We start from the raw sequence: 12,623 nt of genomic DNA, 5'->3' as shown, positions 1-12,623 counted from the left end.
CTTACCCAGAGCTGGAGCCAGAATTCTACGAAGACGTCGCTAAAGCTTATGGCGATGAGCTGCGCTCACTCAGCGCCGCGGGTTGCGATTACGTGCAAATGGACGACACGAATTTGGCGTATTTGTGCGATGTCAACATGAGCGAAGCGGCTAAAAACCGGGGCGATGACCCCAACGAATTGGCGCATCGCTACGCCAAGTTCATCAACCTCGTGGTCGCGCAAAAGCCGGCTGGCATGACACTCGCCATGCACCTGTGCCGCGGTAACTTCAAAAGCACGCACGCAGCCGCCGGCAACTACGAGCCGGTGGCCGAGGCGCTGCTGGCCGAGATGAACCTCGACGCCTACTTCCTCGAATACGACGATGACCGCTCGGGCGACTTCCGCCCCCTGCGCTACCTGCCCAAGGGCAAGACGGTGGTGCTGGGCCTGGTCACCACCAAGTTCGGCGAGATGGAGAGCAAAGACGCGCTCAAGCGGCGCATCGACGAGGCTGCAAAGTACGCGCCGATGGAGCAGCTATGCCTGAGCCCCCAGTGCGGCTTCTCAAGCACGGTGCACGGCAACAACATCGCGGTGGAGGCGCAGCGCGCCAAGCTCAAGCTGGTGGTGGAGACGGCGCGCGAGGTGTGGGGCGCTTGACGCTGATCAGCGAAACGGCTTGCTGAGAAAGCGCGAGCCCGCCAGGCCGAAGCGCCACGGCACCTCCACCGCTTTAGAGATGCCAATGCGCCGGCCGGACACCACGTGCACAGCCTCGTCTCGGGGCCGCAGCTGAAACGGCTTGTGATCGAGCCGCACGCCGTTCAGGTCGCGCGTGACACCCAGCGCCTGCGCCAGCCGGCCAGGGCCGGCGCACAGCAAGCGCTCGTCGCTCAGCCCGCGCCGTGCGCGCATCTCGTCCAGCCCTTGCAGCGGCTCGATCGCACGGATCAACACTGCCGCGCCGTGGCCTTCTTCGCGGCACACGAAGTTGAGGCACCAATGCATGCCATACGAGCGGTACACGTACACCCGACCCGGTGGGCCGAACATCACGCCGTTGCGTTCGGTCGGGCCAGAGTGGCTGTGCGACGCTGGGTCTGCGCGGTCATAGGCCTCGGTCTCGACGATGCGCCCGCCCACGCCGTCTACATAGACCTGCGCGCCGATGAGGGCACTGGCCACCCGGTCGGCGGGTTCGAGAAAGTCGATGCGGGGCGAGGCGGGTGTCAGAGAAACTTCTTCGCCCGATATGAGAAATAGCCGTTGGTGCGGTAGCTCGGCAGCAGCGTCAGCTCGAAGGACAAAGCGCCTGTGGTGAGGTCGTACTCGGACACATCGGCGTCTTGCCCATTGAACTCGCCCCAACCCACCAGCGCATGGCCGCTGACAAAGAACTGCGCACTGCCGAGGTTGTAGCTGGAGTGCGCGTCGGTGGTGTAGGCCGTGAAGGCGGTGAGCGTCTTGCCGGCCTCATTGAGCGTGTAGGCGCCCACGCGCGACAGCACGCCCGCCGCACCCACGTCGAACACGGTCAACCGACCGTCGGGTGCGCGGCGCGCATCGTGCGGGCTGCTGAACTTCTGCGCGGCGCTGAGCGCGAACTGGTCGCAGGAGCCACCCAGCACCCACGACACGGCACCACTGCCACGGTCGATCTTCAGCACCGAATCGAGGTGACGGAATGAGGCCACCCAGTTGCCGTCACCATCGACGAGCAGCGAGTTCCAGTGCATGTAGTCGGCGCCGTTGTTGGCGCTGTAGACATTGCCGCGCGCCGAGCAGGCGTACAGCTCGGTGTGGTCGGTCGACAACCAACTGAAGGCGGCCGCACCGCCCACGATCTCTTGCAGGCCGGTGCCGCCCACGTACAGCGACTGGCCGGGCAACGCTGGAATGTTGCTGACAGTTTTCGATGCATGCACGCCGACGATGTAGTGGCCGTCGTCGACGATCACGTGGTCGTGGCCGTCGATTGCATAGGTGTTGCCATCGGGGAAAGGCTGGGCCTGCACGACGGTCAGCGTGGCGAAGTTGGCGTCCATCACCCGAATGCCGGCGGCGGCCTCGTCGTAGAAGCTGTAGCGCGTAACGCCGCCCGGGATGATGGTTTTCTTGAAGTCGAGAATTTCGCCGCGCCCCGGTGGGTTGCGGTAGTAATACTTCAGGCCGCCATCGGTGCCCACCACGTAGGCGAAACTGGCGCCGTAGCCCTCGGGGTCGAACGGCGTGAGGTAGAGGTCGCCCGCCTCAGGGCTTGAGTTGGTGCCTATGGTGTACGGCGCGTGGTCGAGCGGGCGTGCACGCAGCGTGTAGTTGGCAACCGCCCCGCTCTGGTTGTCGGTCACCGTCACCGGGGCATTGGCGCTTGACGCCAGGCTGGCAAACGGCACGCTGATGTACTGGTTGGCGCCCACGGTGGTACCGGCCGCACTCACCGTGATGTTGCAGCCGGTGCAGGAGAAGCGCAGCTGCACCAGCCCGCCAGCGCGGTTGGCCTGCAGCTGCAGGTCGGCATAGCTCGGGTTGTGGGTGATCAGGTCGGCGCCACCCACGCCGATGGCGTCGACCGAGCTGAGCAGCCGCGTGACATTCGCGTTGGCCAGCGTCGGGCCCGCATAGCGGTAGTAGCCGTCGTTGCCGCCGCCGCATGAGGCCAGACCGGCCAGCACGATGCATTGAAGCCAGATAGCACAGAGTTTGGTGGCGTTGCGCAACACAGTGGCTCCTTAGGTGATGCGGTGTTCGGAAACACGAGCACCAAGAATAGCCCCAAGCGGCCCGGGGCGACCATCACCCCGGCGTCGTGCAGGCCTATGCCACTGCCGTAGCGTGCTGCTGGCGGCGCATGCAGGCCAGGTTGCCCGCAGGATCAACGAATCGTGCGGTCAGTGTGGGCCGCGCAGCCGCTGCCTGAAGGGCGGAACAAGCGGCAAGTACCCTGCCTATTCGCGTTTGGCCGGTGCACGGCGCACGCGCCGTTCGGCCAGCTCGAAGACGAGCTGCGTGAGCACGGCCAGCACCGCCGCAGGGATGGCCCCCGCCAGCAATGCCGCGTGGTCGTTCAGCGCCAAGCCGGTCACGATGCGCTCGCCAAAACCACCCGCGCCGATGAAGGCGGCGATGGTGGCGGTGCCCACCGTGATCACCGCCGCCGTCTTGATGCCGGCCAGGATCACCGGCGCGGCCAGCGGCAGGTCGACGCTGCGCCAGCGCTGCGCCGGCGTGAGGCCTAGCGCCGTGCCGGCGTCGCGCAAGCCCGCAGGCACGCCGAGCAAGCCGGTGGTGGTGTTGCGCACGATGGGCAGCAGCGCGTAGAGCGACAGCGCCACCAGCGCCGGCCCGGTGCCGATGCGGCCCATCAGCGGGATCAGCATCGCCAACAGCGCAAGCGAGGGCACCGTCTGCAGCAGGCCGGCCACCGCCATCACCGGCTGCTCCAGCCGCGGCACGGCAGCGGCAGCAGCGCCTAGCGGTATGCCCACGGCGCAAGCGGCCAGCACCGCGATCACCACCAGCAGCAGGTGCTGCCCGGCAAGCCGGCCAAGGTCGTCGGCGAAAAGCCGCTGCATCAACCCGCCTTGCGCTGCGGTGCTGCGCTGCTGTTGCGGCGCCAAGAAGCCGCGGGCGATGTCGGCAAAGCCACGGCCTTTCAGCTCGGCCTCGCCGTTCATCGCAATCATCGCGGCAGCACTGATGCGGCCTTCCAGTGCGGCAATGGCCTTCCATGCGACCGGGAAGCGCTGCACCACGTCGAGCCGATACAGCAGCACCGCGTCATAGCGCGGGAAGTAGGCGAGATCGTCTTCCAGCACCACCAGCTTCAGCTCGGCGATCTTGGCGTCGGTGGAATAGATGTCGGTGAGCGCTATGCGCCCTGTGTTCAGGGCTTCGTAGGCGATGCCGTGGTCGATGCCCAGCGGCTTGTGCGGCAAGCCGTAGCGCACCGCCAGACCGGGCCAGCCGTCTTGGCGGCCCAGAAACTCATGCGACAGGCCCATAGGCAATTCGGGGTGCGCCTTCAGGTCACTCAAGCGCTTGATGCCCAGCCGCTTGGCCTCGCTCTCGCGCATCGCCAGCGCATAGCCGTTGACGAAACCCAGCGGCACAGCCACGCCCAGACCTTGCCTGGCAAGCTCGGTGCGCATGGCCCCGAGGTCAGTCGGCTGCGGGTGCTTCAGGATCTCGGCATCGACAGTACCCAGGTACTCGGGATACACGTCGATCGCGCCCGCCTTCAAGGCTTCGTAGACGACCGCCGTGTTGCCCAGCCCTTGGCGGTGCTCGGCCTGTGCGCCCACACCCCTCGCGGCCTGCATGACGATCTCGCCGAGGATGTACGACTCGGTGAAGCGCTTGGAGCCCACCGTGAGCGTGGCGCCGTCAGCCTGCGCAGCAGGGCTCGTGAACACGAGCAGTGCGGCGGCCAGAAGCAGAGGCAGGGCTAGTCGCATCGGTGAAGTCTCCGGCAAGTGAGACCTCGCACGATAACGGGCCATACGCTCAAGGCGAGCGTGGGCCTCAGGCCTTTACCACCTCATCGCCTGGCACCGGCGCCACGACCGGCTTGCGCTGGAAGCCACGTGCTTGCGCTTCAAGCTCTTTCAGCGGCTGGCCGCGCAGGGCCTCTTGCCCGTGGGCACCGTTGAAGTTGGCCGTGCGCATCTGCTGGAAGTGGCGCGAGGCCCAGGTGGTGGTGGTGTCGAGCGCCGCGTCGGTACCGCTGTCGACGAACAGCTCTGACTTGGGGTGGTTGGCGTCGTAGTGGATGTAGAAGTAGCCGGCTTCCTTGCGAAAACCCTTGGTCGGCGCCTCGCGCCAGTGCAGTCGGCCCAGCAGCTGCAGCTGGCCCTTGCGGCCTTGCGGCGTCTTGAAGACCCAGATGAACTCGGGCTGGCCGTCGGCCAGGATCTGCAGCTTGTCAGAGGTGGACTTGAAGTAGCCCGACAAGCCAGCCTTCAGATCCTGCTCGTAGTTTCTCCAGTAGTAGAAGGCGTCCATGGTCTCCTCTTTTCTCGTCGTGTAAGGGTGTGGGCGTCCGCTTGCAATGCCTTGCGAACATGGGCCGAGTGTGACAGCACCGCGACATGCCACGAATGGCCGCACATCACCCAGGGCAAACCCGTGCACCGTACCCTCGGTGCCTCCCGCCACCCACCCCGCCACACCATGCAGATCGACCTTACGAACAAAACTGCCGTCGTCACCGGTTCCACGGCCGGAATCGGCTTCGCCATTGCCAAGGGCCTGGCCGGCGCCGGTGCAGGGGTGGTGGTCAACGGCCGCACGCAGGCGGCGGTAGACCGTGCGCTGGCCGAGCTGGGCAGCCCACTCGCGCGCGGCGTGGCCGCCGACCTCGGCACCGCCGAAGGCTGCGCGGCGCTCGTGGCCGCCGTGCCGCACGCCGACATACTGGTCAACAACGTCGGCATCTACGCGCGGCAGGATTTCTTCGACACGCCCGACGCTGAATGGCAGCGCTTCTTCGACATCAACGTGATGTCGGGTGTGCGCGCCTCGCGGGCTTACCTGCAAGGCATGGTCGACCGCGGTTGGGGCCGGGTGGTGTTCATCTCGTCGGAATCGGGCCTGAACATTCCGCCCGAGATGATCCACTACGGCTTCACCAAGACGGCCAACCTCTCCGTCTCACGCGGTCTGGCCAAGCGCGTGGCCGGCAGCGGGGTCACGGTAAATGCGGTGCTGCCCGGCCCCACAGCGTCGGAGGGCGTGAGCGGCATGCTCAAGCGGGTGGCCGAGACGTCGGGCCAGTCGATCGAGGCCGTGGGCACCGAATTCGTGAAGGCCCGTCGACCGAGCTCCATCATCGGGCGCATGGCCACGGTCGACGAAGTAGCCAATCTGGTCGTCTACGTGTGCTCACCGCAAGCCTCGGCCACCACCGGCGCCGCGCTGCGGGTCGATGGTGGCGTGGTCGACACCATCGCCTAAGGCGCCCTAGGCGAAGTACTCCGCCGGTGAGAGCAGCAAGCGGATCGTCGGCACGTCGCCCGCCACCTGCGGCGCCACGAAGGCGCTCTCGCGTTGGTGCATGGCCTGCGAGAAGCGCACACCGGTGCGGCTTTCCAGGTCGCGCAAGCTCACGCGGGCCCAGAGCCACGGCTCAAGGTCTAACGATTCGGGCACGGTCAGCGGCTCGATCAGGTGCTTTTGCGTGAGCAGAAAGCCGAAGACTTTCTCGCGCTGGTCTTTGTCGTCGGTGAAGGCGATCACCTTCCAGAACTCGTCAGGCACCAGGCAGGTTTCGCCGTTCTGCGTGAACGTGCGGTCTTGCGGCCCGAACACCGGCCCGCCCATCACGCTCACCCGCAGCTGGTGCGGGTTTTCAGAATCAAATACGGTGTTTTCCAGCCGCCCCCAAACCCCGCCTTCCGGGTCGTCAGTGGTGTTGCCGCTTTGATTGAACGCTTCATGCTGCGGCACGATGTTGGTGTAGTAGAAGCTGTCGTAGTTGCCCTGGCGCGCTTCATCGAGCGTGCCCCAGCAGAGGTCGGCGCGGCGTGCGATGTGGCCTTTGTCGAGCGGGTTGCGCACATAGACGGCATCGGTCAGCTGGTATTGCGAGAGGTCACCGCGGCGGTCGGTGCGGAAGTTGGTGCGGTTCAGCCGCTTGAAGCTGTTGCCATCAATGTTCCAGGCCACGCACAGGGGGTACTTGCGGCTGCGGCTGAGCCACACCGAGTGGTGGCAGTACTTGATCTCGAGCTCGCCATCGAGCGGCACGAGGTCGCGCTCGCGACCCTTGAGGAAGTTCGGCGCGGCAATGCTGAACTTCAAGAACTGCCGGTCGAAACCTTCTCGCGGCACCAATCCATCAGCCAGTGTGGCCGCTTCGGCCACCGGCCCCGCGGGCTCCACTTCGAGCGCCGTCATCACCGACTCGGCATAGCAAGCCAAGGCGAACTCGGCTTGCGTGCCATCAGCGTCGCCCGCGAAATGCAGGCCCAGCATCAGGTCGGTGGGCTTGCCCTGCTTGTCGATGGCCATCCAGGCCGAGCCCGAGTCGCCACCGCGCGAAATTTCACCCTCGGGCGGCTTGGCGTCGGCATCGATGCCAATCTCGAAGCCTCCGATGCTGGCCGACACGCCGCCGCCGTAGCTCAGCTTGGTGTTGACTTCGATGCGCACCACCTTGCCGCGCGTCACGCCGGTGGTACGCCCGCTCTTGACGACGCGGTCGCCGATCTCGGGGTCGCCGATCTCGCTCACCGCCACGCCCAGGCCAAGCACCTCACCGGAGTAGGCGCGACCCGAAATGGTGGCCACGGCACAGTCGCCGGCCGCGCCGAGGTGGCTGCGCAGCAGCGTGCCCACCTTGTTCAGCTCGACGCGGTTGTCATCGTGCTTGCCCGGCTGCACCACGTCCACGCCCAGGGTGCCCAGCGGGCCGTGCAGCACGTGCCAGTTCGACAGCAGCAGCATGTTCTTGGTCTTGCGGTCGCGCACGAAAGCCCCGATGGTGCCCGCCGAGGTGAATACATTGCCCACGCTCATGCCCGGCGCCATGACGTCGGCGCGCACCTTGCGCGGGTCTTTCTCCTGCGGTTGCACCTTCAGATAGGTGGGTTTGTAGCTGCGCGCGATCACATCGGTGGGCACCCAGCGGCCCGCCACCTGAATGGTCTTGGGGATGGGCGAGCTGCCCAGCCCGCCAATGGCCTGGGGCACCACCTTGCTGTCCACCGTGAACTGGATGGCCAGCTCGGACGTGGCAACGCCCGCCACCTGCTTGTAGCCTATGCCCACGCTCGTGATGTTGGGGTCATGCAGCAGCTCGGCGCTCTTGGCGCGCACATAGCGCCGCAGCGCGGGGAGCAGGCTGCTCTGCTCGCCTGGGGTCTGAGGGCTGGCTTTCGAAGGCTTGGCTTTTTTCTTGGATGATGTGGTCGACATGGGCTCTCTCCTGTTGACGAGGCAGCACGCTAGCAGGGCAGGGTGACAACGCCATCCCTACCCGTCGCGACGCCACCGCCGTGGTCATGAAGGCAACGCCCACCTGCCGGGCGGCAAGTGAACCCTTTGCTCGTGATACATCTTCACGGCCAACACCGAGCGCGTGCCGGCTTCTGCCGCGCCTGCAATCAAGGCCGCCATGGCCAAGGGCGCGCCGAATGCGCAGCCCATCGCCAAGGCGGTGCTGTTCTTCGCCACCGACGAGTCGGCCTTCGTGACGGGCGAGCATTTGCTGGTCGACGGCGGCGCCTTCATCGGCCCGCGCCATGCCTGGGACCCGGTCGCGCAGGCCGAGCGCGAAGCGCGCATGCGGGCTGCGACAACGCAAGCCTGAGCGGCCACACCCAGTCTGCAGCACGCAGCTGAGCGCTACAGTCCCGCGCATGGCATATGAACTCCACTACTGGCCGACCATTCAAGGTCGCGGCGAATTCGTGCGGCTGGCGCTGGAGGCGGCCGGTGCGCCGTATGCAGACGTGGCGCGTGGCGCGAAAGACGTGGCCCACGGCGAGCAGGCCTTGCTGAAGTTGATGCAAGACGACACCCTGGTTCACCCACCTTTTGCACCCCCTTTTCTGAAAGACGGGCCGGTGCTGGTGGGCCAGACGGCGGCCATCCTGCACTACCTTGCGCCCACGCTCAAGCTGGTGGCGCGCAGCGAGCAAGCGCGCACCTGGACGCAGCAAATCCAGCTCACCATCGCCGACATGGTGAGCGAGGCACACGACACGCACCACCCCATTGCACCGGGCCTTTACTACGAAGATCAGAAGCCCGAGTCACTGCGCCGCGCCAAGTCTTTTTGCAGCGAGCGCATGCCCAAGTACCTGCAGTGGTTCGAGCACATCCTGGCGCGCAATACGGGCGGGCCCCGCCACCTGGTGGGAGGCAAGCTGAGCTACGCCGACCTGTCGCTGTTCCAGCTGATCGAGGGTTTGCGCTACGCGTTTCCGACGGCGGCTGAGGCGCTGTTGAAGAAGACGCCACTGGTCGTGGCCTTGCACGAGCGCATCGCGGCGCTGCCCCGGGTGGCGGCTTACCTGCGCAGCGAGCGGCGCATCCCGTTCAACGAACAGGGCATCTTTCGCCGCTATGAGGCGCTGGACCTGCGGCCCTAGTGCAGTGCCGCATTCTTGACAAGACACAGGGCCGCACAGCTACGTTCGCCCTGAGAGGGATCGAAGGGTCAGGTCGAACGAAGCCCATGCAAGGGCTGAGGTCCATGAAGCCGTTGAAGAAATGAAATCGCGCAGCCGCACGGGGTCAAATCGGCGCTTGGGCAGCGGCTTCGTGACAGCCCTGGCGCCGAGAGGGTCTGTGTTCTCATGCGAGTCTCAAAACAGAGAGCATCGCTACGCCGGGTGGAAACGCATTTTTTTGCGCGCCGGTGTAACCATCTGCCACGTCAAAACGACCAAGCCTAGCCGTGCAGAGCCCTGCAACGTTGGCACCGACCCTGAGGAATCTTCATGCACGAAACCGTACACCTGCTGACCAAGACCGATTTCCCTGCCTTGAAGCGGGCGCGGCTCGACACGCTACAGGTCAACCTCGGCTACCGCTGCAACCAGACTTGCCTGCACTGCCATGTGAACGCAGGCCCCAACCGAACCGAAATGATGGACGGCGACACCGTCGACCTGCTGCTGCAGGTGCTGCGCGCACGCCGCATCGAGACGCTGGACCTCACCGGTGGCGCGCCTGAGCTCAACACACACTTCCGCCGGCTGGTGCAGGCGGCACGCAACGCGGGGGTGCGGGTGATCGACCGCTGCAACCTCACCATCTTGTCGGAGCCCGGGCATGAAGACCTGGCCGAGTTCTTGGCCGCGCAAGGCGTGGAAGTGGTGGCCTCGCTGCCCTGCTATTCGGTCGCCAACGTCGACCGCCAGCGTGGCGAGGGCGTGTTTGACCGCAGCATCGCGGGCCTGCAGCAGCTCAACGCGCTGGGCTATGGCGCCGAGGGCTCGGCCCTGGTGCTCAACCTGGTCTACAACCCGCAAGGCGCGTCGCTGCCGCCGCCACAAGGCGCGCTGGAAGCTGACTACAAACGTGAGCTGATGCAGCACTTCGGCATCCGCTTCAACCAGCTGTTTGCGCTGACCAACATGCCCATCCAGCGATTCGGCAGCACGCTGGTCTCCAAAGGCACGTTCCAGACCTATCTGCAGTTGCTCAAAGACGCCTACCGCCCCGAGAACCTGGGCACGGTGATGTGCAACACCCTGCTCAGCGTGGACTGGCAGGGCGACCTCTACGACTGCGACTTCAACCAGATGCTGGGCCTGCACGCCCGGCTGCAAGGCCGAGCGCGCCCGCATGTGCGAGACCTGCTCGCCAGCAGCGGCGTGGGTGAGTCGATCCGCGTGGCCGACCATTGCTATGGCTGCACCGCAGGCCAGGGCAGCAGCTGCGGCGGCGCACTCGAAGCGACCGCCGCATCCACCGACAGCGCGCAACACGCGAGCGCCGCGTGACGCCCGCCCGCCCCCGCTACATCCGCTGGCTGGCGCTGGCGGCGCTGGCCGTGCTCGCGGTCTTGCTCTATCGCCACTACGGGCTGGGGCAACTGCTCACGCTCGAATCGCTTAAAAACCAGCAGCAATCGCTGCAGGCCTACTACCGGGCTCGGCCCGTGGTCGTCTTGGCGGCCTTCTTCGTGGGCTATGTGATCGCCACCGCCTTGTCGGTGCCCGGCGCCACCATCTTGACGCTGGCGGCGGGGGCCATGTTCGGCCTGCCTGTGGGCCTGGTGGTGGTGTCGTTCGCATCGAGCATCGGCGCCTTGCTGGCCTTTTTGGGCGCGCGCTACCTGCTGCGCGACACCATCCAGGCGCGCTTTGGCAAGCAGCTAGGCCCACTCAACGAAGGCATGCAGCGTGACGGTGCCTTTTACCTGCTCACCTTGCGCTTGGTGCCGGTGTTCCCCTTTTTCCTGGTCAACCTGCTGGCTGGCCTGACGAACATCCCAGCGACTCGCTTCTACTGGGTGAGCCAGCTTGGCATGCTGGCGGGCACCGTGGTGTACGTGAACGCGGGCGTGCAGTTGGCAGGCATACGCAGCCTGTCTGACGTGTTCTCGCCGAGCCTGCTGCTGAGCTTTGCGCTGCTGGGGGTGTTGCCGCTCATAGGCAAGGGCATCGTCAACGCGCTCAGGCGGCGCAAGGTGTATGCGAAGTGGCAAAAGCCACGTCGGTTCGACCGCAATCTGGTGGTCATCGGCGCAGGCTCGGGGGGCTTGGTCACCTCCTACATCGCGGCCACGGTGAAGGCCCGCGTCACGCTGGTCGAGGGGCACAAGATGGGGGGCGATTGCCTCAACTTCGGCTGCGTGCCCAGCAAGGCGCTGATCCGCTCGGCCAAGCTGGCGCACCAGATGCGTGACGCCGCTGCGCTGGGTCTGCACAGCGCGAAGACCGAGGTCGACTTCCCGGCCGTGATGGCACGCGTGCAGCGGGTCATCAACGACATCGAGCCGCACGATTCGGTAGAGCGCTACACGGCGCTCGGGGTCGATGTGGTGCAAGGCCAGGCGCGCATCACCTCCCCCTGGAGCGTGGAGATCACCACCCACGCCGGCACGCAAACACTCACCACGCGCAGCATCGTCATCGCCACCGGCGCCAGCCCTTTCGTGCCGCCCATCCCGGGGCTGGCCGACGTGGGCTTTGTCACCTCTGACACCGTGTGGGGCCTCACCGCCTTACCGCGGCGCCTGGTGGTGCTGGGCGGCGGCCCCATCGGCTGCGAGCTGGCACAAAGCTTTGCCCGGCTGGGGTCAGAAGTCACGCAGGTCGAGATGGCGCCGCGCATCATGCTGCGCGAAGACGAAGACGCCGCCACACTGGTGGCCGCCGCACTGCAGGCCGACGGCGTGCAGTTGCTCACCGGGCACAAGGCCCTGCGCTGCGAACGTGATGGCGACACCAAGCGCCTGATCGTGAAACACGGTGACACCGAGCGCGCCATCGAGTTCGACGAGCTTCTGTGCGCCGTGGGCCGCAGCCCGCGCGTCACGGGCTTCGGCCTGGAAGAGCTGGGCATACCGCTCACAGACCGCAAGACCGTGGAGACCGACGCCTATCTGCAAACCCTCTACCCCAACATCTACGCCGTGGGTGACGTGGCCGGCCCCTACCAGCTCACGCACGTGGCGGCACACCAGGCCTGGTATGCGGCGGTCAATGCCCTCTTTGGCCGCTTCAAGCGCTTCAAGGCCGACTACTCGGTGATCCCCTGGGCCACCTTCACCGACCCCGAGGTGGCCCGCGTGGGTTTGTCGGAAGCCGAAGCCACCGAAAAAGAAGTGGCCTTTGAAGTCACACGCTACCCGCTGCACGAGCTCGACCGCGCCATCGCAGACGGCACCACCGAGGGCTATGTGAAGGTGCTCACCGTGCCCGGCAAAGACAAGATTCTGGGCGTGACCATCGTGGGCGAACACGCGGGCGACTTGCTCGCCGAATACGTGCTGGCCATGAAGCATGGCCTGGGTTTGAACAAGATTCTGGGCACCATACACACCTACCCCACCCTGGCCGAAGCCAACAAGTACGTGGCCGGTGAATGGAAGCGCGCGCACGCACCTAAGCGCTTGTTGGCCTGGGTGGCGCGCTACCACGCCTGGGAGCGTGGGTGAGCGCAGAGCGCAGGGCCAGCCTTTCC

The 12,623-nt window shown here is 66.0% G+C and carries 11 protein-coding genes; 6 read left to right on the top strand and 5 right to left on the bottom strand.

Annotated elements, in window-relative coordinates; genetic code table 11:
- Positions 1 to 644, top strand: a 644-nt coding sequence (locus AC30QB_RS06940; RefSeq protein WP_489545460.1) for a uroporphyrinogen decarboxylase/cobalamine-independent methonine synthase family protein, incomplete at its 5' end; no start/stop codon positions are given.
- Between the two features lie 6 nt (positions 645 to 650).
- Here AC30QB_RS06940 and AC30QB_RS06935 read toward each other — a convergent pair.
- From AC30QB_RS06935 to AC30QB_RS06920, 4 genes are all read right to left on the bottom strand, one after another.
- Positions 651 to 1,169, bottom strand: a complete 519-nt coding sequence (locus AC30QB_RS06935) for a DNA-3-methyladenine glycosylase (RefSeq protein WP_489545459.1) — start codon at positions 1,167 to 1,169, stop codon at positions 651 to 653.
- 44 nt (positions 1,170 to 1,213) lie between these two features.
- Positions 1,214 to 2,704, bottom strand: a complete 1,491-nt coding sequence (locus AC30QB_RS06930; RefSeq protein WP_489545458.1) for an arylsulfotransferase family protein — start codon at positions 2,702 to 2,704, stop codon at positions 1,214 to 1,216.
- A gap of 225 nt (positions 2,705 to 2,929) precedes the next feature.
- Complete coding sequence (locus AC30QB_RS06925) at positions 2,930 to 4,438, bottom strand: glycine betaine ABC transporter substrate-binding protein (RefSeq protein ID WP_489545457.1); 1,509 nt, start codon at positions 4,436 to 4,438, stop codon at positions 2,930 to 2,932.
- A gap of 67 nt (positions 4,439 to 4,505) precedes the next feature.
- Complete coding sequence (locus AC30QB_RS06920; protein ID WP_489545456.1) at positions 4,506 to 4,985, bottom strand: hypothetical protein; 480 nt, start codon at positions 4,983 to 4,985, stop codon at positions 4,506 to 4,508.
- Between the two features lie 168 nt (positions 4,986 to 5,153).
- Between AC30QB_RS06920 and AC30QB_RS06915 the strand changes: the two genes are divergently transcribed.
- The gene (locus AC30QB_RS06915; RefSeq protein WP_489545455.1) at positions 5,154 to 5,936 is read left to right on the top strand and encodes an SDR family NAD(P)-dependent oxidoreductase; all 783 of its coding nucleotides are present in this window, start codon (positions 5,154 to 5,156) and stop codon (positions 5,934 to 5,936) included.
- Positions 5,937 to 5,942: 6 nt separating this feature from the next.
- Here AC30QB_RS06915 and AC30QB_RS06910 read toward each other — a convergent pair whose 3' ends face one another.
- A complete protein-coding gene (locus tag AC30QB_RS06910; RefSeq protein ID WP_489545454.1) occupies positions 5,943 to 7,898 on the bottom strand; it encodes a DNA/RNA non-specific endonuclease in 1,956 nt (651 codons plus the stop codon).
- A 163-nt stretch (positions 7,899 to 8,061) separates the two neighbouring features.
- Between AC30QB_RS06910 and AC30QB_RS06905 the strand changes: the two genes are divergently transcribed.
- The 4 genes from AC30QB_RS06905 to AC30QB_RS06890 all read left to right on the top strand — a co-directional run bounded on the left by AC30QB_RS06905 (position 8,062) and on the right by AC30QB_RS06890 (position 12,597).
- The gene (locus AC30QB_RS06905; RefSeq protein ID WP_489545453.1) at positions 8,062 to 8,292 is read left to right on the top strand and encodes an SDR family oxidoreductase; all 231 of its coding nucleotides are present in this window, start codon (positions 8,062 to 8,064) and stop codon (positions 8,290 to 8,292) included.
- 49 nt (positions 8,293 to 8,341) lie between these two features.
- On the top strand, positions 8,342 to 9,076 hold the full coding sequence (locus AC30QB_RS06900; RefSeq protein WP_489545452.1) for a glutathione S-transferase: 735 nt from the start codon (positions 8,342 to 8,344) through the stop codon (positions 9,074 to 9,076).
- A 351-nt stretch (positions 9,077 to 9,427) separates the two neighbouring features.
- Complete coding sequence (arsS, locus tag AC30QB_RS06895) at positions 9,428 to 10,435, top strand: arsenosugar biosynthesis radical SAM (seleno)protein ArsS (protein ID WP_489545451.1); 1,008 nt, start codon at positions 9,428 to 9,430, stop codon at positions 10,433 to 10,435.
- Positions 10,432 to 12,597: a dihydrolipoyl dehydrogenase family protein gene (locus tag AC30QB_RS06890; protein ID WP_489545450.1), complete on the top strand. Its 2,166-nt coding sequence runs from the start codon at positions 10,432 to 10,434 to the stop codon at positions 12,595 to 12,597. The genes arsS and AC30QB_RS06890 overlap by 4 nt, the downstream gene beginning before the upstream one ends.
- Positions 12,598 to 12,623: the final 26 nt, after the last annotated feature.

The sequence above is a fragment of the Rhizobacter sp. genome (genome assembly GCF_046595475.1).
Classification (GTDB): Bacteria; Pseudomonadota; Gammaproteobacteria; order Burkholderiales; family Burkholderiaceae_C; genus Rhizobacter.
This window is presented reverse-complemented; position numbering and strand designations above follow the sequence as displayed.